Below are 24,375 nucleotides of genomic sequence, written 5' to 3'. Positions count from 1 at the left end.
CCGGCTAGCGCCGAAAACATGATAATTATCATGCTTTGGCGTTTATTTTAACTTCCTGCCAATCCAGGTGCTGGCAAGGGTGGTGAAGGCTACAATACTGATGGAACTGAGGGGCATTAAAATGGCAGCAATTACGGGCTCCAGTTGTCCGGTAATGGCAAAGTAAAGCCCTACGAGATTATACAGCAGGGAAAGCGCAAAGCTCAGGCGGATGACCCCCATGGCCCGGTTGCTTATTTTCAGGAAACTTCCAAGATCAGCAAAGCTTCTGCTGTCCAGGATGGCATCGCAGGCAGGTGTAAATAAGTTCGATTCTTCTGTAACGGCGATTCCCACCTGGCTTTGAGCCAGGGCCCCCGCATCGTTCAGACCGTCCCCTACCATCAGGACTTCTTTGCCTTCCTGTTGCAGGGATTTGACGAATTGTAATTTTTCTTTGGGCCGCTGGTTGAAATACATGGGAGTAAGCGGAGGCAAAACCTCTTCCAGGGCTTCTTTTTCCGCGGTATTATCCCCTGATAGCAAGGCCAGGGAATAGTCATCAGCGAGTTCAGACAACAAGGCTCCCATCCCTTTGCGATATTTATTCTGGATACTGAAACAACCTTTATAAGAGTCGTTGGTACTTATATGTACCTCCGTGCCCAAGGCTTCTGAGGTGGTTTCAGCCCCCACAAAATCCCTGGAACCAATTCGGATACTGTCTTCCGCGATGCGGCCTTCCAGGCCTTCGCCTAGGTGTTCCTCAAAACGGTCCAGGGGTACTATATTGTATACTGCCAGTTGCTTATACAACATCTGGCTCAGGGGATGACCCGATGCGCGCAAAGTATTCTTCAGAAGAGCTGCTTCTTTTTGGGTGAGTTCTACCCCATTGTATCGGATGCTGTTTTCGCTTCGGGTGGTAAGGGTTCCTGTTTTGTCAAAAATTATGGTGTTGATTTGGGCCATTCTTTCAAGGGTTTCCGTGTCTTTGACATAGAACCCTTTTTTACCAAAAATCCGCAGCAGGTTCCCCAAAGTAAAAGGGGCTGCCAGGGCAATGGCGCAGGGGCAGGCAATAATCAATACAGCTGTAAAGACGTTCATTGCCAGGGAAGGATCATACCACAGCCAGAAGGCCCCGGAGGTAAATGCGATACTGAGCACTACCCAGGTAAACCGTTTGCCGATGCGATCTGTAAGGTTCCGGAAAGGGGTGTCTGTGTTTTTGGAAAAGGCCGAATCACTCCACAGTTCTGTCAGATAACTTTGAGATACGGGCTTTAACACTTCAATTTCCAGGGTAGCCCCGAGTTGTTTTCCCCCCGCAAAGAGTTTGTCTCCGGTAGCTTTAAAAACAGGACGCGCTTCCCCGCTAACAAAGCTGTAATCAATTTCACCTTTTCCTTTAAGCAGGACGGAATCTACAGGAATAAGGTCGCCGTTTCGAATTAGAAGCCTATCTCCCTTAACAACTTCATGAACCGGGTTGCTTTGCTCTGTTCCATCACCGTTCAGGCGTGTCACAGCGATGGGGAAGTAAGAGGTATAGTCCCGTTCAAAGGAGAGATAGGAGTATGTTTTTTGCTGAAAAAACCTCCCGAGCAATAGAAAGAATACCAGCCCGCTCAGGCTGTCAAAAAATCCACTTCCCCAATCGAAGGCGATTTCCAGGGTAGAGCGCAGAAAAAGTGTTATGATCCCCAGCGCTATGGGGACATCAATATTCAGAATACCGGAGCGCAACCCTTTAAAGGCCGCTGTAAAATATCCCGAGGCGGAGTAAAACACTACCGGCAGGGAAAAGGCAAACATGATCCAGCGAAAAAGCCCTTTGTACTGTTCCAGCCAATATTCCCCGCTTTCAAAATACTCGGGAAAGGACAGGAACATTATATTCCCGAAGGCAAATCCGGCAATACCCAGCTGATAGATCAGTCTGCGGTTAGAGGTCGGTTTTTTGCCGCCGTAGTCTTCCAGGGTTATGGAAGGTTCATATCCGATGGCGACAAGCAGGTTTACCAGTTCTTTTAAGCTGATACAGTCTCCGTCAAAGTGGATGCGGGCTTTTTTTTGCGGGAAATCTACCTGACTGCTGATTATACCCGGGTTCAGTTTTTGTAGATTTTCCAATATCCAAATACAGGAACTACAGTGAATCCCCGGAATAGAAAGATTTACCACCTTGTGGCTTCCATCGTGAAAATCCAGCAATCGTTCAGAAATCTGGCTGTCTTCCAGGAAATCGTATTTTCTTCCGGCCCCCTTAGGACTGTTCCCGGCTGCTGCCTCCATTTCGTAATAATACCCCAGGTCATTCTGCTGAAAGAGCTGATAAACCGTTTTACACCCCCGGCAACAGAAGTTTTTCTCTTCAAAGATCAGGTGGGTGTCTCTGCAGGGATCTCCGCAATGAAAACAGGAATGTTCCTTTTCTGGCATAGGCTGAGGGCTGTTCAGTCAGGTAGATTTAAAATTGGTTCAAAGATGAAATAATCAAGGTAGGCAAAAGATGATTAATATCAGTTTTCAAAAGAGCCGGATTTTAGCTACATTTAGGGTATAGATTACAAGGTTTATGGACAATCGCTGTGAGAACTGTATCGTTCGGAAATTCAATGCCCTAAGGGCAATGAGCAAGGAAGAACTCAAATCTGTTTCCGATTCCAAAACAAGCAAAATAGTCAAAAAGGGCGAGGTAATCTTCGAAGAAGGGGAGAAACTCGGAGGTGTTTATTGCGTAAGGGGAGGGGTTTCCAAACTCTCAAAACTAAGCGCTACGGGCAAAGATCAGATCGTAAAATTGGCCTCAAAAGGAGAAGTACTGGGCCAGCGATCGGTGGTGGCAGAAGAGTCCTCCAATCTCAGTGCCATTGCCGTGAACGACATGGAAGTTTGTTTTATTCCAAAAGAGGCCATAGTAACTACACTGCACAAAAACCCGGACTTTACCTATGAAGTTTTGCGGCATATGGCCCATGACCTCAGGGAGGCAGACGATGTTATTGTAAACATGTCCCAGAAAAACGTTAAGCAGCGCATCGCCGAAGCGCTGCTGTATTTAAAACACAATTTCGGCACGGATTCGGAAGGGTACCTCGCCCTGGTGTTGTCCAGGGAAGATATCGCTAATGTGGTGGGGACGGCTACCGAGTCCTGTATCCGAATACTCTCGGAGTTCCGTAAAAAGGGGCTTATAAAAACTTCCGGCAAACGCATGTTGCTTCTGGAAGAGCGTAAACTTCAGGACCTTGTAGACGGTTTTTGAACTGTAAATTTTCTTTCCGCAACAATCTTCCCAATTCAATTTAAAACCTGATCGATATCATACTTTAGGCCGGTTCCCGCTTCTACCTTTAACACTTTAAAGAACAGGTTTGGCATGAATCGGATACTGATACCCACTGATTTTTCAGAGACCGCCACAAACGCTGTGGAATACGGCCTGAATATTTTTGATAAGCAACCGGCGTTATTTTATTTTCTAAATACATATACCCCGGATTTTATTCACAGCCGGGTGATGGCACTTGCCCAGGGCAGCGACCAGGATGCAGACAGGGCTCAGCTCGAATCAGAAAAGGGACTTGCCAATTTGGTTCAGGATATCCGCATGAGATACCCTGAAAGCAAGCATGAGTTTTCAAGTATTTCGTCCTTTAACCTTTTAACGGAAGAAGTAAGAGAGCAGATCTGTCTGAAAAATATTGATTTGCTGATTAGCGGTACTACCGGTGCAAGTGGCCTCAGGGAATTGTTTCTGGGTAGCAATACTATTCGTATCCTCAGAACGGCATCGGACATCCCGGTACTGATTATTCCCAGAGAGGCGAAGTTCAGGAAAGGGATCAGGCTTGGTCTCATTACTGATTATTCCAGTTCGTATTCCGATATACAACTGAAAACACTCCGGTTTTTTACAGAACAACTCAGCGCAGAATTGCACATAATGCACATCGGGGAACTCAGTGCGCTCAGCGGAAAACAACATTATAACAGAAGACAGTTGCTGATGGAGGCAGAATCACTGCAACCCTGTTCGGATTGGGTTACCTTTTCAGAAGGAAAAGCCAGTACTATTGCAGATTATATAAAGGAGCTGGATATCGGTTTTCTGATGATGATCCGTAACGAACACAGCCTTATCAGTGACTGGGTCCGGGAACCGGTTGTGAAAAGGATGGCTTTTCACGTTGAGATACCCTTCCTGGTAATGCAACCTTCAAAAGACTAAGCCTTATTACCGATAATTTTCTCTGGGGACAGGCCGGTCTTCATAGAAATCCTCAAAAGTTTTATCGGTAGTGTAATTGTCCTTTAATACCTTATAAACCATTACCAATATCAGGGCCTGGCCAATAAGGGTTCCAAAGAAGATCCAGCTGAATCTGAGGTTTAGCGCTGCTCCCATGGCAAGCAGTACAAGCAGGCTGGTTGTAATACCAATCCATGCCATTGCAGAGATTTTCATAAGCATCTTTTTGACTGAATATAAAAAGATGTGCCCTGAAGTATTGTTAAAGGAATAATAAACTCCCGCTTATTGCACAAGGAATGAATCCGGAGCTCCCGGGTTTGAAAGTTGCAGCGGGTTGAATCCCGATTTTGCAAACAGGTACCAGGCAGTTGAGGAAACGGCCCCTTTTTCGTCTGCATGGTCCCATAGAGGGGTAGCTCCAAAGTTTGTACCATGGTTTGCGGTATAGGGAAGCCCTTGCAAACCGGAACCATCCTGTTTGGAGACAAAGGACTTTTCCAATTCCCCTATAGCCATTTCGTAAGCATCAGTCTTTCCGGAATATTTATAGGCCAGTGCCATTTGAGCCGTTCCTTCCAGCCAAACCACATCCAGGTCTTCATCAAAACAGAATCCGCCCAGGGTAAGTTGGTTTACCGTATGCTGTTGCACGGTAAAGAAACGGTCGGCCGAATCCAGAAACAGGCTGGCATCGGCCTTAAATATCATTGCAGGCAGGGAATGCAGGTCCATGGCATGAGCATAAGGGGCCTCATAGCTATGGGTTTTCAGAATGGCCTGTTGTGTATCCCAGCGATGGGTCTGCAGAAATGTCAAAATACCCTGGTGAAAAGCGTCAAAGCCTTCTACTGCTGTAAATGCCGTCAGTATACCTTCGGTTACTTTAGGAATTTCAGAACCGTCTTCGTTTATACCCCCCGACAGTGCACCATCTTCTGTTTGCAGGGTTCTAATCCAGCTATCCAGCGTAGTAATCATATCGTTGTATTCCTGGCTACCGCTTACCTGCTTATAATGCCGCAGGGCAATGAGCAACCAGGCATTGTCTCCCAGCCAAACTCTGGAAGCATTGTTGCCCTCAGTGTCCCTGAACTGGTAGAACCCTCCTCCACTGGAAGCAAATTCTGAAGGCTGTACGGCCTTGAAATAGTCCAGAATATTTTTCGCCCTTGATAAGTCCCCCATTTCCATGAACGCAAGGGCGGCCAGTGCGTTATCGTAAAGGGAAACAAAATTGGTATTATAGGCACTTTCCACAAGTCCATTGGAATGCTGCATGCTTTTTAACCAGTTGTAAGCCTGTGTCCCCGGATCCAGATCAATGGATTCTTCAAAAAGGGAAACTTCAGGCACGGTTTTGTCTGAATAAAGCTCTTCTGAAGTAGGCTCTTCGTTACAGGAGAGTACCAACAATACAGTCAGGGCATAACACAAGTGTTTAATTCGCATAATTTAAGGTCGATTTGGGATTACAAATTAGACTGCATCCGCAAAGTCTTCAAATACTAAGGATCAAATACCTCTTTGAAGGACAACGAACAGTTCATTTTCCACTTATCGGCATTTTTGGCTATTCACAGAAGTGATCCAAAAGCTGATAACTGCGGCTTTTCTCGATAAACGGTTATACTATGCTTATTTTTGGAATAAAGCAGCTTTATGAATTTACCCAAGACCCAGGAACCCAGAATTGTAATTATTGGAGGGGGTTTTGCCGGAATCTCCCTGGCAAAAAGGCTCAGCGGGCTAAGGGCACAAATAGTAATGGTAGACCGACACAACTACCATAATTTTCAACCTTTGCTTTACCAGGTATCCACCGGAGGCCTGGAGCCTGACAGCATAGCCTATCCCATCAGGAAAATTTTAAAACGGCTGCCTCAGTTTTATTTCCGATGGGCAGAGGTCTCTTCTGTGGATACTGCGTCCCGGAAAATCCATACCGACAAAGGGGATTTCACTTTTGATTACCTGATCCTCGCTACCGGGACCAGGACAAATTTCTTCGGTAACGCCGAGATACAAAAAAATGCCATGCCTATGAAGACTATTCCGCAGGCACTCAATATCCGGAGTCTGGTGCTACAAAATCTTGAAAAAGCGGACTATGTGGACGATCCTGAGCTCAGAAAGGGCCTGATGACTTTCTGCATTATCGGGGCCGGACCAACCGGGGTGGAACTGGCGGGTGCCTTTGCAGAACTAAAGCGGCATGTTTTTCCGAGGGATTACCGGCACCTGGATGTTTCTGGCATGGAGATATACCTCTTTGAAGGTTCCCATCAGGTATTGCCTCCCATGAGTGATAACGCTTCTGAAAAGGCCCATTCTTTTCTTGAAAAACTGGGGGTTAAAATTATTTTGAACAGCATGGTACGCAGCTATGACGGGGAGTTTTTAGAAACCGAAGACGGGATGGTGCTCAGAACAGCCAATTGTATCTGGGCGGCCGGAGTGACCGGGGCACTTGTTGATGGCTTTGCGAAGGAGGTTACGGATAAACGAACGGGACGCCTTGAGGTAGATCGATATAACCGTGTGCAGGGTTTTGATCATATTTTTGCAATCGGGGATATTGCACTGATGCGTACGGAAAAGTATCCTGACGGACACCCGCAAATGGCGCAACCTGCCATTCAGCAGGGGGAATTGCTGGCAAAGAATTTTAAACGGCTTCTCGCCGGAAAGCAACTTCAGCCCTTTGAGTACAAAAACAAGGGGAATATGGCCACCATTGGGAGGAATAAGGCCGTAGTAGACCTGCCCTGGCTGAGTTTCGGAGGGGCCATGGCCTGGTTTATCTGGATGTTTGTCCATCTGATGTCGCTGGTCGGTTTCCGCAACCGGGTAGTGGTGTTTTTTAACTGGGCATATAATTATATCAATTACGACAAGGCGACCCGGCTGATCGTCAGGCCGTTTCCCTCGAAAGTTGAAAAGGAAGGGGAAATCACGGAATAATTCAAAAGCTTTCTTATCTTTGTCGTGTTGTGTTGTATTCCCTGATTACAGGGGATATCGGTCGGCGGCAGCAAGTTTGCCGCTTCCAATGAAAGGCTTTCCGTTAAGGAAGGCTTTTTTTGTTAAGGCCCCTTTCGCTTCTCCTGATCAATTTTCAAATTGCACTTTAACCCTCTTTTAGAATTTCTTTTAAGCCTTAAAAAATCGTAAATTTAAGGCCCATAAAAGGAATTAAATTATGCCACTATATCACCGGCTCGGTAAAATCCCCCACAAACGACATACAACTTTCCGAAAAGAGGACGGAAGCCTGCATTATGAACAACTGTTCGGGACTATTGGCTTTGACGGAATGTCTTCGCTTATGTACCATTTGCACAGACCCACTCAGGTAAAGCAAATCGAAAAAACACTGGATATTGCCCCCCGGGCAGCAGTGGAATACAACATTAAATCCCGCCTGCTAAAGGGCCTTGAACTTCCTTCAAAAAAGGACTTTCTGGAAAGCCGGACGGTTATCCTGTTCAATTCGGATGTGCACCTGGCCCTGGCGGCTCCCTCGGCTTCACAAACCGATTATTTCTATAAGAATGCCGATGCCGATGAGTTGTTGTTCATTCATAAGGGATCCGGCGTTTTGAAAACCTTTATGGGCGAAATCCCATTTGAATACGGGGATTATTTGCTGATCCCGAGGGGTATGATCTATCAGATACACTTTGACGGCGAGGACAATCGCCTCTTTATTACGGAATCCTATCATCCCATCTATACCCCCAAGCGTTATCGCAACTGGTTTGGACAGCACCTGGAGCATTCCCCTTTCTGCGAGCGGGATTTCAAATTGCCGCAAAACCTCCAGACCCATGATGAAAAAGGAGAATTTCTGATCAAGGTCAAGAAACAAGGGCAGTTACACCAGTTGATATATGCCACACATCCCTTTGATGTGGTCGGATGGGACGGATATAATTACCCGTATGGGTTTTCCATACACGATTTTGAACCCATTACCGGAAGGGTCCATCAACCACCACCTGTGCATCAGACCTTTGAAACTTCGGCCTTTGTGGTTTGTTCTTTCTGTCCGCGTCTTTACGACTACCACCCGGAGGCCATTCCCGCTCCCTATAACCACTCAAATATAGATTCCGATGAGGTCCTGTATTATGTGGACGGGGATTTTATGAGTCGGAAAAATATCGACCAGGGATACATTTCCCTGCACCCGGCAGGTATTCCCCACGGCCCGCATCCGGGCACCTATGAGGCCAGTATCGGTAAAAAAGGCACTGAAGAACTGGCTGTGATGGTGGATACCTTCAAGCCCCTGCAGCTTACTCAGGCTGCCTTAAAGCTGGACGACGGCAAATACTATCAATCCTGGTTGGAATAAGTCCTTAATACTGAAGGGCCCTGTGGCATAAACTGGCAGCAAGGGTAGCCGTCTGGGCATCCCTGTCCAGCCTTGGGCTGAGCTCGGCCAGGTCCATACTGATTACCTTGCCGGAACGTAGCAGCATCTCATAAAATGGAAGGAAGTTTGCCGGACTGAATCCCATAGGGGAGGCCGCACTGACCCCCGGGGCGAATGCCGACGAAAAGCCATCCAGATCGATACTCAGATATATTTTATCCACTTTGTCTGCAAAGGCCATTAGGTGCTGCAGGCTCTCTGCTTTGTGTGTTTCTTCCATCAATTCTCGCTTAAGGCAAAGCACACCATAAGCTTTTGCGCGATCCCACAACTCTTCGGGGTTTGCATCATCCCTCAGGCCTACACAGGCATAATGGAATGCCGTATCCTGTTCCCTGCACAATTCCGCGATCTGATAAAAAGGGCTGCCGGAATGCCCCCGTTCTGTGGGCAGGCGAAGGTCCAGGTGCGCATCAAAATTGACCACCCCCAATTTTATATCCTTTCCCAAAAAGTCCCGTATGCCCCTGTAGTGCGCATAGGCAATATCATGTCCTCCTCCTATCCCAAGCGGGAAATATCCATTCTGCAACAGTTGTGTTACATACATGCTAAAGCATTCCTGAGCCCCCTCCATATTGGCATCCGGACAGTGAATATTTCCGGCATCCCATAATTGTCCTTCTTCCTTTCCGGGCCAGGGCATTTTCCCCAGGGCGGTTCGCAAGGCCAGTGGTCCTTTAGCGGCCCCAATACGACCCATGTTCCTTTTGATGCCCGCCTCGCAGGCATAGCCGATCAAAGCTGTTTCCCGGGAAGCTGCTTTTGGCACTGCTGGTTCCGACAGGTCTAACAGCCCTATCCTTTCATGTAAGTACGCCCGGTTATCGGAGGGGCGGCCCTGCCAGGCCCCAGGGTCCGGTTTCTGATAATATTTTTTCATAAGCTACTGGCTAAAACAAATCTTTTAAGACCGCTTCGTCTACCAATTCCGGGAGAGAAACTTTTAATCCCGGACTTCTTTGCATTTCTGTTTTAAGAGCCTGCATGGCCTCAGCATTCCTTGCCCAGCTCCTGCGGGCAATACCGTTGTTTACATCGTAAAACAGCATGTTTTGCAGTCGGGCTTCGGCCTGATCTGAGCCATCGAGGACCAGTCCGAACCCTCCGTTGATTACTTCCCCCCAACCAACACCGCCCCCATTGTGAATGGAAACCCAGCTGGCACCACGGAAGCTGTCGCCAATGACATTGTGGATAGCCATGTCTGCTGTAAAACGACTCCCGTCAAATATATTACTGGTCTCCCGGAAAGGACTGTCTGTTCCGCTAACATCGTGATGGTCACGGCCCAGGATTACAGGTTCGGAGATTTTCCCGCTAGCTATTGCCCTGTTAAATGCCTTTGCAATGGCAATACGTCCAAAGGCATCGGCATATAGGATGCGCGCCTGGGAGCCCACAACCAATTCGTTGTCTGCAGCTTCCGAAATCCATTTGATATTATCCATGAGCTGTTGCCGAATCCAGGCAGGAGCTTCCCGCAACTGCTCCTGCATTACCTGTAAGGCCAGTTGGTCTGTGATATCGAGGTCTTCCTTTTTCCCTGAAGAACAGACCCAGCGAAAAGGGCCAAAGCCATAATCAAAACATAATGGCCCCAATATGTCCTGCACATATGAGGGGTAACGAAACGCTATCCCGTCAGCTGCCATTACTGCAGCCCCGGCCCGGGAGGCTTCCAGTAAAAAGGCATTCCCGTAGTCAAAGAAGTACATGCCTTTTGCTGCATGCCGGTTTATAGCTGCAACCTGTCTTTTGAGAGAAACCCTGACGGCTTCCCTGAACGCTTTGGGGTCTTCCCGCATTAATTCGTTAGCTTCATCATAGGTCAGGCCAGCAGGGTAATACCCACCTGCCCACGGATTGTGAAGCGAAGTCTGGTCACTTCCCAGGCTTACCTGTATCGCTTCCAGATCCAATCGCTCCCACAGCTCCACCACGTTCCCAATATAGGCAAGGGAAACAATTTCTTTGTCTGCAATGGCCGATCGGGTCCGTTCTACAAGCGCATCCAGAGAGTCGTACAATTCATCTACCCATCCCTGTTCGTGCCTTTTTCGGGCAGCCATAGGGTTAACCTCTGCGCAGAGGGTGATACAGCCTGCAATATTTCCGGCCTTGGGCTGGGCACCACTCATCCCACCAAGGCCGGAGGTAACAAATACTTTTCCTTCCGGGGATTGATCCGGTCCCAGCACTTTTCGAAAGGCATTCAGCACGGTTATGGTTGTTCCGTGGACGATACCCTGAGGCCCGATGTACATGTACGAACCAGCGGTCATTTGCCCGTACTGGGTTACTCCCAGGGCATTGAATTTTTCCCAGTCGTCCGGTTTGGAGTAGTTGGGGATCATCATCCCATTGGTAACCACCACCCGCGGGGCAGCAGCAGAAGAGGGGAAGAGTCCCATAGGGTGCCCGGAATACACATGAAGCGTCTGGGATTCGCTCATCTCAGAAAGGTACTTCATGGTAAGCAGGTACTGAGCCCAATTCTGAAAAACGGCCCCATTCCCGCCGTAGGTGATGAGTTCCTCCGGGTGCTGCGCAACCTTGGGGTCCAGGTTATTCTGTATCATCAGCATAATGGCAGCAGCAGTCGTATTTTTAGCAGGGTAATCTGAAATTTTCCTGGCGTATATCCCATAAGAGGGCTTAAACCGATACATATAAATCCTGCCATATTGTTCCAACTCAGCTTTAAATTCCAGGGCCAGTTCGGGATGCCATGCAGGGGGGAAATATCGCAGGGCATTGCGTACGGCCAGTCTCTTTTCTGCCGGGCTCAGGATATCCTTTCGGTTTGGGGCATGCGAGTATTCAGGATTTCGTTCCCGGAAAGGGGGTAATTCGGAAGGTATCCCTTGCAGGATAGCCTCTTTGAATGCTTTTGTACTTGTCTTAGTTTTCATACCGTTAATTGTCTTTTGAAAATACCAGCTGTCCGCTTTTCCAAACCGCTATCGGTTGCATTTGGCCCTGTTGGTACAGGATTTCATTGAAGTTTTCTGTGGGGAAGATTACCAGATCTGCAAGCAGGCCCGGCATGATTTTGCCCCGGTCCTTTAAATTGAGGGCTGCCGCTGCTCTGAAGGTAATCCCTGACAAGACTTCTGCATTGGTGATTTTTTCAAAAGCACCCAGCAGGGAAGCCTGAGTAAGCAGATCCCCCATAGGAGCCGATCCGGGATTAAAATCGCTGGCAATAGCCAGGCAGGCCCCTGCGTCCAGTAGCGCCCTTGCAGGGGTAAAGCCGCAACCCAGGCCAAGGGTGGCCCCGGGCAGGGCGGTAGCGATAACATTCGATCGTGCCAGGGCCTTAATTTCATCCGGCCCGCTCGCTTCCAGGTGGTCAGCACTGAGGGCACCACATTCAATGGCAACCCGGCTTCCCCCAACCGTGAATTGATCTGCATGAACCGTTAGCGAAAACCCCATGGATTTCGCCTTTTTGAAGTAGGGGATAATATCCTCCGGCCCAAAAGCACCTGCTTCCACAAAGGCATCCAGCCGGGTACTTAACTTTTCATCCAGGATTTGGGGGAGCAGTTCCTCCAGGATATTCCGGAGATAGGCCGTGCTGTTTCCCTTAAAATCCCGTGGCAGCGTATGCGCAGCCAGGCAGGTAGGTATAAGGTCTGCGGCATGGGTTTTATCTATGCTGTTGATTGCCCGAAGCATTTTCAATTCCTCCGCCGTAGATAACCCATATCCGCTTTTTACTTCTAAGGTGGTGATGCCCCTGTGGAGAAAGCGATCGCATTGGGATGCCAGCCGGTTCGCCAGAAACATTTCCGACACCTTCCGGGTTTGGGTAACAGTATCCCATATCCCGCCGCCCGCCGCTGCTATTTCCTGATAACTGCTCCCGCTATTGCGAAGGGCGTAGTCCGAAGCCCGGCTCCCTGCAAAACAGCTATGGGTATGGGAGTCTATAAAACCTGGAAGGCACACGGCCGGTTGCTGTATGCTGTATATACGGGCCTTTGCGTCCTTTGCCTTAATTTGAAGGCTGCTGAAATTTGCTACTGCTTCAATTCTGTTGCCTTTAATAAGAATTCCTGCATCTGAGATGGGTTGCAAAGACTGGTCAGCAACCGGCCCCCTTAGTTCCAGGCCGCTCATGGGAAGCAACTGACTAAAAGGGCCCAGAAGGGAATAATTGTTCTCTGATGTATCCGGTTGTGTCTGCATTTTAGGGCTCAGAATTGTTCAAAAATTTGGTTATAAGGGGTTTGCAGGCTTAGTTTTTCCTGTTCGGACAGATCGTTCAGCATATGGATAAGCATCCGGGAACGAATCAGTTCAATCCCCTTTTCTATATCTTCAGAGAAGACTCGGTCTGCAGCGGCAAAGGAAACCCTGGACCGAACCAGTTGATGGGCTTCTTCCAGGAACCAACCCGATTTGAGGGGTTTCCTGAATTCAAAGGCCTGGGCAGCGGTCAGCAGCTCTATTGCCAGGATTTTTTCGATATTTTCAAGTACCTGTAACGCCTTGCGGCCACTGATGGAACCCATGCTTACATGGTCTTCCTGCCCCATGGAAGTGGGAATACTGTCTGCACTGGCGGGAAAGCAGAGACTTTTATTTTCGCTGGCCAGGGCAGCCGAGGTGTATTGCAGCATCATATAGCCCGAATTGAGCCCCGTATCTTTCATCAATAATTTGGGAAGGCCGGTGTTGTTTCCTTCCAGGGCCAGGTAGATCCTGCGGTCTGATATATTCCCGATCTCCGAGCTGGCCAGGCAGGCGTAATCCAGGGCCATGGCAAGGGGTTGTCCGTGGAAATTTCCGCCACTGATCGTAAGCTCATCATCAATAATGACCGGATTGTCCGTGACGGCGTTCAATTCTATCTCCAGCAATTCCTTGAGGTGTAGCCAGGCATTTCGCGAGGCCCCGTGTACCTGTGGAATACAGCGTAGGGAATACGGGTCCTGAACCCGCTCGCAGTCTATATGGTCTTCCAGGATTTCGGACCCCCTGAGCAATCGTCGAACGCGCTCCGCCACGTGCAGGCATCCTTTAAAGGGCCGGAGGTTATGTAATTCTTCCTGAAAAGGTTTTACCGAACCCTGAAGACCCTCTATCATCATGGCCCCGATAATATCTGCCTGTGCCAGGCAGGAGTGCATTTTTTCCAATACTGCAACTGCATGTGCTGCTATGAATTGCGTACCGTTTATCAGGGCGAGGCCTTCCTTAGGGCCAAGCGGAAGGGGTTTTAGCCCGTGTTCTTCCAGAAGCAGGGAGGCGGGGATGCGTTTTCCCTTTACAAACACCTGCCCTTCACCAATCAGCGGAAGGAATAAATGCGCCAGGGGAGCCAGGTCTCCCGAGGCTCCTACAGATCCTTTTTCGGGTACACAGGGAATGGCATCCTCCTCTATATGCCATAAAATACGGTCCAGTGTTTTTTCAGCTATGCCGGAATATCCTTTGGCCAGCGACTGTAATTTCAGGATAAGCATCAATTTGGCGATTTCCTCAGGAATCGGATCACCCACTCCCACGCTGTGGCTTTTTAGAATATTAAGCTGTAATAGGTTCGTATCGGCTGTACTTATTCGGGTGGTGCACAAGGGGCCAAAGCCGGTATTGATCCCGTACACGGGTTTTCGTTCCCGAACGATGTTGTGTACAATGGCCTCACTTTTAGCCACTTTTTTCCGGGTTTGTTCGGTGAGGACCCCCTGTATTTTTTTCCGGGCCAGGCCCAGTGCAATACCGGCCGTAAGCCTGTCTTCCCCAAAGGCAAAAACGTTGGTTTTGGTTGTCATTGAAAAGGCGCTTGTCAGAATTAAAAATACATATTATGTTTGATAAGTATTGATATTATTTATATCATAAACTGATAACTATGAATTATCAAATCGAACTCCGGCACCTCCGGTATTTTATGGCAGTGGCCCGGGAACTCAATTTTCACCGGGCTGCGGAATCGCTTTATATTTCTCAGCCGGGCCTGAGCCGGCAAATCCAGCAACTGGAGGGTGAATTGGAGACCTCGCTTTTTGACCGGGATAGAAGAAAAGTACAGCTCACACCTGCCGGCAAGTACTTTTATGAACAACTGGGCCCGCACATGAACCGCCTGGAATATATTTTCCGTCAGACCGGCCGGATTGGACAGGGCCTGGCAGGGGAGATCCGAATCGGTTTCCTGGGGTCGGCCATGCAAAAAGTGATCCCGGATTTGTTGCTGGAGTTACGGGATCGGTATCCGGAAATACATACAAGCCTGGAGGAATTGTCCAATCGAGCACAGATAAGGGGGCTTCTTGAAGAACGACTGGATCTTGGTTTTGTGCGCCTTTCGGGTGTACCGCCTGCTTTGGAACTGTATCCGGTGGTTCGTGAAACCTTTTCTATTGTGGTGCCTGAAGACCATCCGGTCCGGGAAGAAAATTTTAAATCTATCGGGCAGTTCCGCGAGGAGCCCTTTATTTTTTTCAGCCCGGCCTATAGTCCTGATTACTACCAGACGGTATTGAGCATCTGCGAGGATGCCGGTTTTCAACCGGAGGTGTCCCATAAATCGGTTCATGCCCATACCATCTTTAAACTGGTGGCGAATAAACTGGGTATTGCCATTGTCCCTACCTCTCTCAGCCAGGGCTTTAGGCTGGCCGTACGCTGTCTGGAACTCTGTAATATTCCGCAGCGGGCCGTACTTTCTGCGGTCTGGAAAAAAGAACACTCCAGCCCTGTGCTGGACCATTGCATTGAGCAGTTAAAAGTTTCACAGCAGGCACCTTAAATTGTAGTTTTGAAAAAAAAATAAGCAATATGATTTCAGATATTATCAAAACCCGGCGATCGGTCTATCCCGATCAATATATTCCAAAACCCATCCCGAGGGAAATCCTTCTGGAGGTGCTTGAAGCGGCCAACTGGGCACCTACCCACCGAAAAACGGAACCCTGGCGTTTTAAGGTACTGCAGGGAGAATCCCAACATCGCCTGGGGCAGTTCCTCAAGGAAAAATATCTGCAAACGGAGCAGCGTCCGAAAAATATCAAAATCAGGAAACTGGAGAAAAACCCGACTAAAGCCGGGGCCATCATAGCCATCTGCATGCAGCGGGACCCAGAAGAGCGGATCCCGGAATGGGAAGAAATAGCGGCAACGGCTATGGCGGTACAGAACATGTGGCTCACATCCCATTCCCTTGGAATAGGAGCGTACTGGAGTTCTCCCGGACTGATCCGTTATATGGATGAGTTTTTTGAAATGGCGGAAGGAGAGCGTTGCCTGGGGTTCTTTTATATGGGGTATTACGACGGAGCATTAACCCCGCGGGAAAGGGGTGCTGTTTCAGAAAAAATCAGCTGGGTTTAGATTATTCAAAATAGGGAAAGAGGGTGGCTTTGTGGTCCCATACCTTTAGTATAAAAATCCCGAAATAGACAATACTGACCATAAACTTCAGGAAGGTTCCGGTAAGGAAGCCCAAAAATGAACCGAAAGCTGCCTTCAGTGCCGTTTTTCGGTCAGACTTATTGATGATTTCGCCTGCCAGTGCCCCAATGAAAGGCCAGATAATGACCCCAACAAGACCCAAAACGGGAAAGACAATGGCCACGAGCAGCCCAATTATGGTACCCAGCATCCCTGCCCGGCTTCCCCCGAATTTTCGGGTGCCCAGGGCCGGGATCCAATAATCCAGGGCTACGACCACTACGGCGACCACCGCGGTGATACCGAGCAGCCACCAGTCATTTGGAACGCCCCTGGTAAGGAAAAGGAAAAGCAGGCCCAGCCAGCTGATTGGTGGGCCGGGCAGGACGGGGAGAAAACTTCCGAGGATCCCTACCAGCATGCAGGCCAGTCCTATCAGCAACAAAAGAATATCCATGGATTGTTTTTACAAATTGGTCAGAAAGGTAGTTAAAATGTTACATTGCTGCTAACCATATAAGGTTGTTGAAAATCAAATTAAATCGTACTGATTTGATCCTTTCCTACAATACGGGAATCACAACAGAATACAGCAGATCGCGATGACTTTTTGACTTTGGGTATCCGCTGTTGTTCCTCAAAAAAATTGTAATTTCCCGCCGATTAGCTTTAAACATGTACAGCAGGTCCGGGACCCTTATACTAGCATTGATATTTTTGCTCTGCGGATGCCAGTGGTTGCCTTCCCGTGAGAAGCGGACCCAGAAACTGGTCGATGAAGAACTGGCTTCCATCAACTGGAATGAGGTAGATCAGTTTCCTTTATTCGAAGCCTGTGATGAAAGCGTTTCAAAAGAAGAGCAACGGCAATGTTTTGAAAGGACACTGCTCATGCATTTTTCCATGACCCTGCAAGATTTTGAATTCCAAACCGAGCAGTCACTCAAAGACACCCTGTTTATTGATTTTCTTATCGACAACCAGGGGACTATTACGATTCTCGAAATGGAAGAAAATGCAGCCATCCGAAATGAAAATCCGGAGTTTGAGGGGATCGTATCAAGGAGCCTGAAAAGTCTTCCCAGATTACAACCGGCACTCAAGAGGGGGATTCCGGTAGCTACCCAATTCAGAATTCCTTTAGTGATACGAACAGATGAATAAGCAACAGCCCAATGAGCAGATTATTTTAGGAATCGATCCCGGTACAACCATTATGGGATTTGGTATTATCAGCGTTTGTGGCAAGCAGATGGAATTTGTTCAGATGAACGAATTGCTGCTGCGCAAATACGAAGACCCATTCACAAAATTAAAACTCATTTTTGACCGCACCCTGGAGCTGATAGACACCTATCACCCCGATGAAATAGCTATTGAAGCTCCCTTTTATGGAAAAAATGTTCAGTCTATGCTCAAGCTGGGGAGGGCACAGGGGGTAGCCATGGCTGCAGGCCTGTCACGGCAGGTTCCCATCACGGAATATTTGCCGAAAAAGATAAAGATGGCCATTACGGGTAATGGCAACGCCAGCAAAGAACAGGTTGCCCGGATGCTGCAGTCGGTTTTGGGCTTAAAAACACTGCCAAAAAACCTGGACAGCACAGACGGCCTGGCCGCAGCCGTATGCCATTTTTACAATCAGGGGAATCCCACTATCGGAAAAAAATATACGGGCTGGGAGGCCTTTGTCCGGCAGAATGAGGAGCGGATGAAAAAGTAATTTGTAAATTCCATCATCCTCTTAGTCCAACGGACCCCACTTCAGGATGAAACCATATGAGCGGCATTTATCTCCATATTCCATTTTGCAGGCAGGCCTGTCATTATTGCGACTTTCATTTTTCGACCTCCCTGAAACATCGCGGGCCGCTTCTCGGGGCCATGAAACAGGAATTGCAAATGCAAAAAGAGGCCGGATGGCAGCAAACGGTTGAAACCATCTATTTTGGCGGGGGTACCCCCTCTCTTTTGTCAGTTCGGGAAATAGAAGATTTTATTGAGCTGATATCCAGAATTTTTAAGGTAGTTCCGGAGCCGGAAATTACCCTGGAAGCCAATCCGGACGACCTCAAACCCGATATTATAAAACAATTGGCAGCCAGCCCGATTAACCGGCTCAGTATTGGAGTGCAAAGCTTTGATGAAAAGGAGCTCCGCTGGATGAACCGGGCCCATACAGCCAAAGAGGCTCTGGAATCCCTGGAAGGGATACAGCAGCATTTCCCCAATTATTCCCTGGATTTGATCTATGGTGTCCCGGGCAGTAATTTGGATATTTGGGAGGCAAACCTGAAGCAGGCCCTGGAATTTAATCCGCCACATATTTCCTCCTATGCCCTGACCGTGGAACCGGGTACGGCCCTAAAGTCCTTTATCGACAAAGGGATTAGCCCTGATGTGGATGAAGCTTTTTGCGAGGCGTCTTTTCAAATGTTAGTGTCTGCCCTCGAATCAGAAGGGTTCCAGCATTATGAGATCAGTAATTTTGGAAAACCGGGATTTTTCTCGAGAAACAATACGGCATACTGGAAAGGCAAGCCGTATCTGGGGATAGGCCCGTCGGCCCATTCCTTTGACGGGCAGAGAAGGATGTGGAATATTTCGAACAATATCCGGTATACCAAGGCGATCGCTGTGGGCAAGCCGCTTCGTGAAATTGAAACCCTCAGCCAAAGAGACCGTTACAATGAGCTGGTTATGATGGGGTTGCGTACGCAGTGGGGCGTCTCCCTGCAGCAGATACAGGATTCATTTGGCCCTACCTATAAAGCCTACATGATGAAACAGGCACAGCAATATCTGGATGAACACCTGTTGTTTATGGACGGGAAAAGCCTTTACACCACCCGTAAAGGTAAATTCCTGGCTGATGGCATTGCAAGTGATTTATTTATGGTTAATTTAAAATAAAAAATGAGCCCGGAGATCCTTTCTTTTACGTATCAGAAGACTGAATACCTGGCAGATCTGTCTTCTGGGGTTGACCTTTCAATCCCCGTTCGGAATGGGAGGGAGGGCCTGAATGCCTGGGGGGCTGGTCCGCCGCGGATTGAACCCCACAGCGAAGGTGATTTTACAGGCAGCATCCGCCAGGGGGCAGCGGTAAATTTTAACGATATTGCCTTTAACCCGCATGCGCATACCACGCATACAGAATGTCTGGGGCATATACGGGAAACATCGGAATCTGTTTATGCCGTTCCACCTCCCCCCCTGATGGTGGCCGCACTGATAAGTGTGGAACCAGAAGAACGGGAGGCCGACCGCCTGGTCAGTCGCAAACAGCTGGAGTCGTTTGCAAAATATGAAGGTGTGGTGGCACTGATTATAAGGACGCTTCCCAACAGCCCTGCAAAGAAATCCCTTAATTATTCCGGGAGTAACCCCCCTTATCTGGAAGCGGACGCCGCTGCCTGGATCCGGGAACGCGGGGTTGAACATTTACTGATAGACCTTCCTTCTGTTGACCGGGAGCAGGATGGGGGTGCCCTTGCGGCACACAAGGCATTTTGGGGACTTCCCGATACCCCGAGGCTACAGGCAACCATAACCGAATTGGTATTTGTGCCCGACTCAGTTGAGGATGGACTGTATTTGCTAAACCTGCAAATGGCGGCCTTTGAGAACGACGCCTGCCCCAGCAGGCCTGTTTTGTTCCCAATCAGGCAAAAATGACGAATTTAGGGGCATAAAGAATTAAGGGGTAGATAAGCAGGGGTTAAGCTAGTCTTATGGTCGGTTTAATGGTGAAATAAAAAATATAAGTTGAAACAATAAGAGAGGACCTGTAATGATGGATATATTGGAACTTTTTCTGGGGTTGCTGGCCGGGGCTGTACTTATGTACTGGATCTATAGCTTTTTTACCCGTAAACGGTCTCGTGAGATCACTACCCACCAATCTACCGTTTTGCTCGAGAAAATCCGTGCAGTTTGCAAGCTGATTTCTGTTGAGGGGGATTTTGCCGAAATCTACCGCTACGAGAACAGGCGGGATCACTTCATGAAATTATTCAGCAGCAAAAAGAAAGCCCTGATTGTGATCAATGCCCGGGCACATATCGGCTATGATTTTAAAAAACTTCAAATCAGTTCGGACACGGAACGCAAGACGATTTTCCTTACCCATTTTCCGGAACCCGAAATACTCTCTATAGAGCCAGAGCTGGAATTCTACGATATTAAAAACGGCCTCTTTAATGCCTTTACCCCTGAGGATATGACCAGCCTCAACAAGGAGGCGAAATCCCATATACGGGATAAAATCCCGGAAAGCGGACTGATGGAAAGTGCGCGCAAGGAAGCCATGGAAGCGGTATTGCTCATTGAAAAAATAGTCGAAACCATCGGCTGGAAATTGAATTACGATGCGCTTACTCTTGAGCAGCATCAGCTGAAAATCGATAAAACAAAATCCAAAGAAAAACCGGAATGAAAAGACTTTTCACTACCATCCTGCTAGTATTCCTTATGGTTGCTGCCCAGGGGTTAACGGCACAGGAAAATAAAGCGCTTCTGGAGTTCAACCCTGCTTTTTCGCACACTGTTTATTTCTGGCTGCATCACCCGGATAAGCCGGATGACCGGGCCAGGTTTGAGAAAGCCCTGTGGGATTTTCTGTCCGAATCCAGATATGCCCGCACCCGATTTATAGGAACCCCTCCAAAGGCAAGCCGTGAGGTGGTGGATGATTCTTTTACCTATGCCCTTATCCTGAGTTTTGAATCGGCAGAAGACCAGGAGGCCTATCAGCAGGAGGAAGTACATTTAAAATTTATAAAAGAAGCCGGTCCGCTATGGAAAAAAGTAGTGGTCTATGATGCCACAGGACTGGAAAAATCACCCGAATAGTATGCATATTGATGAATTCAGGGGGTATTGTTTATCAAAAAAGGGCGTTACGGAGAGCTTTCCTTTTGATGAGGTCACTTTGGTTTTTAAAGTCATGAACAAGATGTTTGCCCTGGCCTCCCTGGATGCCATTCCCCCAAAGGTCAGTTTAAAATGCGATCCGGAAAGGGCTATTGAGCTGCGTGAGCAGTTTGACGGCCGGGTCATTCCGGGCTATCATTTAAACAAGCAACACTGGAACACCATTTTTATGGAACAAATCCCGGCAAAACTTTTGCTGGAACTGACCGACCATTCCTACGAATTGATTGTGGCTTCCCTGCCCAAGAAGGTACAGCAAACCCTCAGTGAACTCCAGTGAATTCCCCCGAAGCTACCTACCAAAAAAGGATATCGAACCTGGGGCTGTCCTTAAGCCTTCAAAAAAGGCGATTACAACTCTCTTCCCTGATGCGGCTGCTGGTATTTGGGTTTATGGCCGGATGCCTGTATTATGCCTTTGCTGAGTCACAGGTATTTCTGTTGGGAGCGGTTGTCCTTTTCGCCCTCTTTCTGTTCCTGGTCTCCCGGCATCAGGAATTAAAATACGAATGGGATAAAACCAGGCATTTGATAGACCTGAATGAAACAGAACTGCAGGTCCTGCAAGGCAATTTCTACCACTTGCCCGAGGGAAAGGAATTTCGGGATATTACCCATGGATATAGTGATGACCTCGATCTTTTCGGGAAGGGTTCCTTTTTTCAATACATCAACCGGACGGGCCTGGAATCGGGTAGGAAAGAATTAGCCCGGCGCCTTACATCGAATGATATCACACAAATATCCCGGAAACAGGCTGCCATACAGGAACTCGCAGGGCAAATGGAATGGCGGCAGGAATACACGGTTACTTCCCGGTTGCTCAAATCTGAAATACCCTTTACCGCCATAACCGAATGGTTTGAAGGATATGAGGCCTTTATCCCGCGCAGGATCCGCTGGCTTCCTCTGATATACAGTAGCGCATCCATCCTGGTTTCAATACTGCTCCTGTTTGGGTTCATCTCGTATTGGTGGCTTGTGCTGCTTTTTTTTGGCGGACTACTGCTAAATCTTCCCTATTTGAAAAGGATTCAACGGCTCTCCGATCAAACGGCAAAAATCCAGAATACCTTCCTGCAGCTAAAGCGGCTGGTTGCCCTTGTGGAATCTATGGAATACAAGTCTGCACTCCTTGTAGAAGAACAGCAAAAGATGCTGTATGATAAAAATAAGGTTTCACAAATCTTAAGAGAATTTGACCGGCTCCTTACGGCCCTTGACCAACGAAACAACCTCCTGGTTGCGGTTATTGGCAATGGCTTTTTCCTTTGGGATTTACGGCAGGTAGGTGCCATCGAGAAATGGATCGGGAATTATGGAAAACAAGTGCCTGTCTGGTTAAGCAGTCTCTCCTCTTTTGATGCCTGGAACAGTCTGGCAAATTTTGCCTACAACCATCCCGGCTTTTCTTTTCCGGTTCCAAACGAAAACGGGTTGGCTCTGAAGGTTGAAGGATTGGCCCATCCATTGCTGCCTGAGGCTTCCAGGGTAGCCAATGATCTCAATATCGGGCAGGAGACATTTTATATCATCACCGGGGCAAACATGGCCGGGAAAAGTACTTTTTTAAGGACCCTGGGGCTGGCCCTGGTAATGGCGAATACCGGGCTTCCGGTATGTGCTGCTTCTATGGCTTACAAGCCAATCCCGCTACTCAGTTCCATGCGGACAACCGACTCACTCAGCAGAAGTGAGTCCTACTTTTTTGCTGAACTCAAAAGGTTGAAGCAAATAGTGCAGGCTCTGGAAGGCAGGCCTTATTTTGTGATCCTGGACGAAATCCTCAAGGGCACCAACAGCAAGGATAAAGCTGCTGGTTCCAGGCAATTTGTCAAACGCCTTCTCAAACTGAAGGCTGTTGGGGTAATTGCAACGCATGACCTTAGCTTATGCGAGTTGGCTGATGAAATGCCGCAGGTGGAAAACTACTTCTTTGATGTGCAGATCCGGGAGGGCGAACTCTTTTTTGATTACCGTTTGCAACAGGGAATTTGTACCAATATGAACGCCTCCTATCTCTTGCAGAAAATGGGGATTATTTCCGACGATAAAACCTGAATGGTTTAAGCCGGTTTTCCCGCAAGGTGGCAAGGGTCTGTGCTTGCTTGTTGCAGTTTGGAACGGTATTTTAGTAATAGTGGGTTTAGGGGGCGCCCCATAGAAAATACGGTTTTATGAAATACCCTTTATCTGAGCTTGCTGAAAACGATCTGCCTGTAAGCGCAACAATTCTTCTGCCTTTTGTTTTTTGTAGGCATATACCGCTTCCTCTTCGGCTATTTCCCCATATATTTTTTCGTTCAGGATGCGATCTGTTTCCGTAATGCGCTTTCGCTGATCTACCTTTTGAGTGACCCATTCGGCAATAGTGGTCTCTTCATCCTGTAGTTTCAAATCATAAGGGCCTTTCGGGCTCATGAGTTTTACCAGGATAGGCGCGGTTTCAATGGCCAGGAACAAAAGAAAGATAAAAAAGCTGGGAAACCAGGCCAGTTCCCCCAGTGCATTGATGCGGGCCATTAGCCCGTCAAAACCATCTATAATGGGTTGTGAATTCTTTACAGCATCTTCATAGCCCCTTTCCAGGGCAGCTATTTCAGTCTCTACAGCGGCAATTTTCGCAATATTCTGTTCGCGCAAAGCTTGTAGTTCGGATAAAGAAGCATCGTGTTTCTCCCTCTTTTCCTTATAAACGGGCCCCTTTCCAATCAGCAAGGTTCCCTCACGCCCTTCGGCCTCAGCAATGTAGGTACTATACAAAGCATTGGTTTCTGCCTCTTTCTCTGTAATCTCTCTTTTCAGGCCGTCTATTTCGGCCTGCTTTTCCGCAATTTCAGGTGTGAATTGTAAAGCAATTTGATCCTGGTTCGCCAGGGTCATTTCATTTTTTTGTTCCAGCAGGACCTGATTGATTTCCTTTTCAAAGATTTTGAGTTCCAGGGGTTTTGAGATTACTACTGCAATGATCAGGGCCAGAACAATCCTGGGGCTGGCCTGTAAAAGCTCTTTCCAGAAATTGTCCCGTTTTCGCATGGTCGAGACAATAAAGCGGTCAAGATTAAAGATCAACAAGCCCCAGACCAGGCCAAAAAGCAAAGCCAGCCAAACATTGTCAAAAACGGTGTAAAGGGCATAACCACTGGCGATAAAGGCCATTACTGCGGTAAAAAAGACTGTGGCGCCAATCCCGGCATATTTATTTTTTTCCCCTTCAGAGCAGGAATCCAGGATCGCCCTGTCCGCCCCGGAACAGAGGATAAAAAAGCTGCGTATCATAATAGTGTTCTTTGATGATGTACCTATTAGAACGCAGCCTTGTGGTTTTTGTTACTTAAATTTCGAAAGAATTTTA

At 48.0% G+C, this 24,375-nt stretch carries 23 protein-coding genes; 14 read left to right on the top strand and 9 right to left on the bottom strand.

All coding sequences use genetic code 11. From position 1 onward, the window contains the following. Nucleotides 1–42: 42 nt before the first annotated feature. Nucleotides 43–2,424, bottom strand: coding sequence for a heavy metal translocating P-type ATPase (locus tag ACT6NV_RS04185; protein WP_445386010.1), 2,382 nt, complete (start codon nucleotides 2,422–2,424; stop codon nucleotides 43–45). Nucleotides 2,425–2,560: 136 nt separating this feature from the next. Between ACT6NV_RS04185 and ACT6NV_RS04180 the strand changes: the two genes are divergently transcribed. Both ACT6NV_RS04180 and ACT6NV_RS04175 read left to right on the top strand, forming a co-directional pair. Continuing rightward, entirely contained in the window at nucleotides 2,561–3,250 is a 690-nt protein-coding gene (locus ACT6NV_RS04180; protein WP_445386009.1) for a Crp/Fnr family transcriptional regulator, read from the top strand. 114 nt (nucleotides 3,251–3,364) lie between these two features. Continuing rightward, entirely contained in the window at nucleotides 3,365–4,216 is an 852-nt protein-coding gene (locus tag ACT6NV_RS04175) for a universal stress protein (protein ID WP_445386008.1), read from the top strand. A 6-nt stretch (nucleotides 4,217–4,222) separates the two neighbouring features. Here ACT6NV_RS04175 and ACT6NV_RS04170 read toward each other — a convergent pair whose 3' ends face one another. Both ACT6NV_RS04170 and ACT6NV_RS04165 read right to left on the bottom strand, forming a co-directional pair. Beyond that, complete coding sequence (locus tag ACT6NV_RS04170; protein ID WP_445386007.1) at nucleotides 4,223–4,453, bottom strand: hypothetical protein; 231 nt, start codon at nucleotides 4,451–4,453, stop codon at nucleotides 4,223–4,225. 69 nt (nucleotides 4,454–4,522) lie between these two features. After that, nucleotides 4,523–5,689 carry a hypothetical protein gene (locus tag ACT6NV_RS04165; RefSeq protein ID WP_445386006.1) on the bottom strand — a complete coding sequence of 389 codons (1,167 nt, stop codon included), beginning with the start codon at nucleotides 5,687–5,689 and terminating at the stop codon, nucleotides 4,523–4,525. Between the two features lie 210 nt (nucleotides 5,690–5,899). Between ACT6NV_RS04165 and ACT6NV_RS04160 the strand changes: the two genes are divergently transcribed. Next, nucleotides 5,900–7,201: an NAD(P)/FAD-dependent oxidoreductase gene (locus ACT6NV_RS04160; protein WP_445386005.1), complete on the top strand. Its 1,302-nt coding sequence runs from the start codon at nucleotides 5,900–5,902 to the stop codon at nucleotides 7,199–7,201. Between the two features lie 238 nt (nucleotides 7,202–7,439). Continuing rightward, nucleotides 7,440–8,597 (top strand): homogentisate 1,2-dioxygenase, encoded by a 1,158-nt coding sequence (locus tag ACT6NV_RS04155; protein WP_445386004.1) that lies wholly within the window; start codon nucleotides 7,440–7,442, stop codon nucleotides 8,595–8,597. Nucleotides 8,598–8,601: 4 nt separating this feature from the next. Here the strand turns inward: ACT6NV_RS04155 and hutG are convergent, their stop codons facing one another. The 4 genes from hutG to hutH are packed head-to-tail and all read right to left on the bottom strand — an operon-like array spanning nucleotide 8,602 to nucleotide 14,464. Next, nucleotides 8,602–9,561, bottom strand: a complete 960-nt coding sequence (gene hutG / locus ACT6NV_RS04150; protein WP_445386003.1) for a formimidoylglutamase — start codon at nucleotides 9,559–9,561, stop codon at nucleotides 8,602–8,604. A gap of 10 nt (nucleotides 9,562–9,571) precedes the next feature. After that, nucleotides 9,572–11,593: a urocanate hydratase gene (locus ACT6NV_RS04145; RefSeq protein ID WP_445386002.1), complete on the bottom strand. Its 2,022-nt coding sequence runs from the start codon at nucleotides 11,591–11,593 to the stop codon at nucleotides 9,572–9,574. Between the two features lie 4 nt (nucleotides 11,594–11,597). Further along, a complete protein-coding gene (gene hutI, locus ACT6NV_RS04140) occupies nucleotides 11,598–12,875 on the bottom strand; it encodes an imidazolonepropionase (RefSeq protein WP_445386001.1) in 1,278 nt (425 codons plus the stop codon). An 8-nt stretch (nucleotides 12,876–12,883) separates the two neighbouring features. Then, nucleotides 12,884–14,464 (bottom strand): histidine ammonia-lyase, encoded by a 1,581-nt coding sequence (hutH, locus tag ACT6NV_RS04135; protein WP_445386000.1) that lies wholly within the window; start codon nucleotides 14,462–14,464, stop codon nucleotides 12,884–12,886. An 80-nt stretch (nucleotides 14,465–14,544) separates the two neighbouring features. Here hutH and ACT6NV_RS04130 point away from each other — a divergent pair, with 80 nt between their 5' ends. Continuing rightward, nucleotides 14,545–15,444, top strand: coding sequence for a LysR substrate-binding domain-containing protein (locus tag ACT6NV_RS04130; RefSeq protein ID WP_445385999.1), 900 nt, complete (start codon nucleotides 14,545–14,547; stop codon nucleotides 15,442–15,444). 29 nt (nucleotides 15,445–15,473) lie between these two features. Then, nucleotides 15,474–16,025, top strand: a complete 552-nt coding sequence (locus tag ACT6NV_RS04125; RefSeq protein ID WP_445385998.1) for a nitroreductase family protein — start codon at nucleotides 15,474–15,476, stop codon at nucleotides 16,023–16,025. A 1-nt stretch (nucleotide 16,026) separates the two neighbouring features. On the opposite strand, the gene ACT6NV_RS04120 is transcribed toward ACT6NV_RS04125, so the two are convergent. Beyond that, nucleotides 16,027–16,542 (bottom strand): DUF456 domain-containing protein, encoded by a 516-nt coding sequence (locus tag ACT6NV_RS04120; RefSeq protein WP_445385997.1) that lies wholly within the window; start codon nucleotides 16,540–16,542, stop codon nucleotides 16,027–16,029. Nucleotides 16,543–16,760: 218 nt separating this feature from the next. Between ACT6NV_RS04120 and ACT6NV_RS04115 the strand changes: the two genes are divergently transcribed. The 8 genes from ACT6NV_RS04115 to ACT6NV_RS04080 all read left to right on the top strand — a co-directional run bounded on the left by ACT6NV_RS04115 (nucleotide 16,761) and on the right by ACT6NV_RS04080 (nucleotide 23,081). Beyond that, nucleotides 16,761–17,249, top strand: coding sequence for a hypothetical protein (locus ACT6NV_RS04115; protein WP_445385996.1), 489 nt, complete (start codon nucleotides 16,761–16,763; stop codon nucleotides 17,247–17,249). Next, nucleotides 17,242–17,808, top strand: coding sequence for a crossover junction endodeoxyribonuclease RuvC (gene ruvC / locus ACT6NV_RS04110; protein ID WP_445385995.1), 567 nt, complete (start codon nucleotides 17,242–17,244; stop codon nucleotides 17,806–17,808). The genes ACT6NV_RS04115 and ruvC overlap by 8 nt, the downstream gene beginning before the upstream one ends. Before the next feature lie 56 nt (nucleotides 17,809–17,864). Further along, nucleotides 17,865–18,998 carry a radical SAM family heme chaperone HemW gene (hemW, locus tag ACT6NV_RS04105; protein WP_445385994.1) on the top strand — a complete coding sequence of 378 codons (1,134 nt, stop codon included), beginning with the start codon at nucleotides 17,865–17,867 and terminating at the stop codon, nucleotides 18,996–18,998. Between the two features lie 3 nt (nucleotides 18,999–19,001). Then, a complete protein-coding gene (locus ACT6NV_RS04100) occupies nucleotides 19,002–19,763 on the top strand; it encodes a cyclase family protein (RefSeq protein ID WP_445385993.1) in 762 nt (253 codons plus the stop codon). A gap of 115 nt (nucleotides 19,764–19,878) precedes the next feature. Continuing rightward, nucleotides 19,879–20,523: a DUF4230 domain-containing protein gene (locus ACT6NV_RS04095; protein WP_445385992.1), complete on the top strand. Its 645-nt coding sequence runs from the start codon at nucleotides 19,879–19,881 to the stop codon at nucleotides 20,521–20,523. Beyond that, complete coding sequence (locus ACT6NV_RS04090; RefSeq protein WP_445385991.1) at nucleotides 20,520–20,939, top strand: Dabb family protein; 420 nt, start codon at nucleotides 20,520–20,522, stop codon at nucleotides 20,937–20,939. Before ACT6NV_RS04095 ends, ACT6NV_RS04090 begins: the two co-directional genes overlap by 4 nt. A gap of 1 nt (nucleotide 20,940) precedes the next feature. Further along, the gene (locus tag ACT6NV_RS04085; RefSeq protein WP_445386666.1) at nucleotides 20,941–21,300 is read left to right on the top strand and encodes an MmcQ/YjbR family DNA-binding protein; all 360 of its coding nucleotides are present in this window, start codon (nucleotides 20,941–20,943) and stop codon (nucleotides 21,298–21,300) included. After that, a complete protein-coding gene (locus tag ACT6NV_RS04080) occupies nucleotides 21,297–23,081 on the top strand; it encodes a MutS-related protein (protein ID WP_445385990.1) in 1,785 nt (594 codons plus the stop codon). Before ACT6NV_RS04085 ends, ACT6NV_RS04080 begins: the two co-directional genes overlap by 4 nt. A 114-nt stretch (nucleotides 23,082–23,195) precedes the next feature. On the opposite strand, the gene ACT6NV_RS04075 is transcribed toward ACT6NV_RS04080, so the two are convergent. Continuing rightward, nucleotides 23,196–24,299 (bottom strand): DUF4407 domain-containing protein, encoded by a 1,104-nt coding sequence (locus tag ACT6NV_RS04075; protein ID WP_445385989.1) that lies wholly within the window; start codon nucleotides 24,297–24,299, stop codon nucleotides 23,196–23,198. Nucleotides 24,300–24,375 lie beyond the last annotated feature (76 nt).

The organism is Robiginitalea insularis, from assembly GCF_052497835.1.
The sequence above is the reverse complement of the archived record's forward strand: the minus strand, read 5'-3'. Positions and strand labels throughout refer to the sequence as shown.

Bases quoted from the DNA above. Each gene is read 5' to 3' on its own strand.
- ACT6NV_RS04185 (WP_445386010.1), bottom strand. From the start codon at position 2,424: ATGCCAGAAAAGGAACATTCCTGTTTTCATTGCGGAGATCCCTGCAGA.
- ACT6NV_RS04180 (WP_445386009.1), top strand. From the start codon at position 2,561: ATGGACAATCGCTGTGAGAACTGTATCGTTCGGAAATTCAATGCCCTA.
- ACT6NV_RS04175 (WP_445386008.1), top strand. From the start codon at position 3,365: ATGAATCGGATACTGATACCCACTGATTTTTCAGAGACCGCCACAAAC.
- ACT6NV_RS04170 (WP_445386007.1), bottom strand. From the start codon at position 4,453: ATGAAAATCTCTGCAATGGCATGGATTGGTATTACAACCAGCCTGCTT.
- ACT6NV_RS04165 (WP_445386006.1), bottom strand. From the start codon at position 5,689: ATGCGAATTAAACACTTGTGTTATGCCCTGACTGTATTGTTGGTACTC.
- ACT6NV_RS04160 (WP_445386005.1), top strand. From the start codon at position 5,900: ATGAATTTACCCAAGACCCAGGAACCCAGAATTGTAATTATTGGAGGG.
- ACT6NV_RS04155 (WP_445386004.1), top strand. From the start codon at position 7,440: ATGCCACTATATCACCGGCTCGGTAAAATCCCCCACAAACGACATACA.
- hutG (WP_445386003.1), bottom strand. From the start codon at position 9,561: ATGAAAAAATATTATCAGAAACCGGACCCTGGGGCCTGGCAGGGCCGC.
- ACT6NV_RS04145 (WP_445386002.1), bottom strand. From the start codon at position 11,593: ATGAAAACTAAGACAAGTACAAAAGCATTCAAAGAGGCTATCCTGCAA.
- hutI (WP_445386001.1), bottom strand. From the start codon at position 12,875: ATGCAGACACAACCGGATACATCAGAGAACAATTATTCCCTTCTGGGC.
- hutH (WP_445386000.1), bottom strand. From the start codon at position 14,464: ATGACAACCAAAACCAACGTTTTTGCCTTTGGGGAAGACAGGCTTACG.
- ACT6NV_RS04130 (WP_445385999.1), top strand. From the start codon at position 14,545: ATGAATTATCAAATCGAACTCCGGCACCTCCGGTATTTTATGGCAGTG.
- ACT6NV_RS04125 (WP_445385998.1), top strand. From the start codon at position 15,474: ATGATTTCAGATATTATCAAAACCCGGCGATCGGTCTATCCCGATCAA.
- ACT6NV_RS04120 (WP_445385997.1), bottom strand. From the start codon at position 16,542: ATGGATATTCTTTTGTTGCTGATAGGACTGGCCTGCATGCTGGTAGGG.
- ACT6NV_RS04115 (WP_445385996.1), top strand. From the start codon at position 16,761: ATGTACAGCAGGTCCGGGACCCTTATACTAGCATTGATATTTTTGCTC.
- ruvC (WP_445385995.1), top strand. From the start codon at position 17,242: ATGAATAAGCAACAGCCCAATGAGCAGATTATTTTAGGAATCGATCCC.
- hemW (WP_445385994.1), top strand. From the start codon at position 17,865: ATGAGCGGCATTTATCTCCATATTCCATTTTGCAGGCAGGCCTGTCAT.
- ACT6NV_RS04100 (WP_445385993.1), top strand. From the start codon at position 19,002: ATGAGCCCGGAGATCCTTTCTTTTACGTATCAGAAGACTGAATACCTG.
- ACT6NV_RS04095 (WP_445385992.1), top strand. From the start codon at position 19,879: ATGATGGATATATTGGAACTTTTTCTGGGGTTGCTGGCCGGGGCTGTA.
- ACT6NV_RS04090 (WP_445385991.1), top strand. From the start codon at position 20,520: ATGAAAAGACTTTTCACTACCATCCTGCTAGTATTCCTTATGGTTGCT.
- ACT6NV_RS04085 (WP_445386666.1), top strand. From the start codon at position 20,941: ATGCATATTGATGAATTCAGGGGGTATTGTTTATCAAAAAAGGGCGTT.
- ACT6NV_RS04075 (WP_445385989.1), bottom strand. From the start codon at position 24,299: ATGATACGCAGCTTTTTTATCCTCTGTTCCGGGGCGGACAGGGCGATC.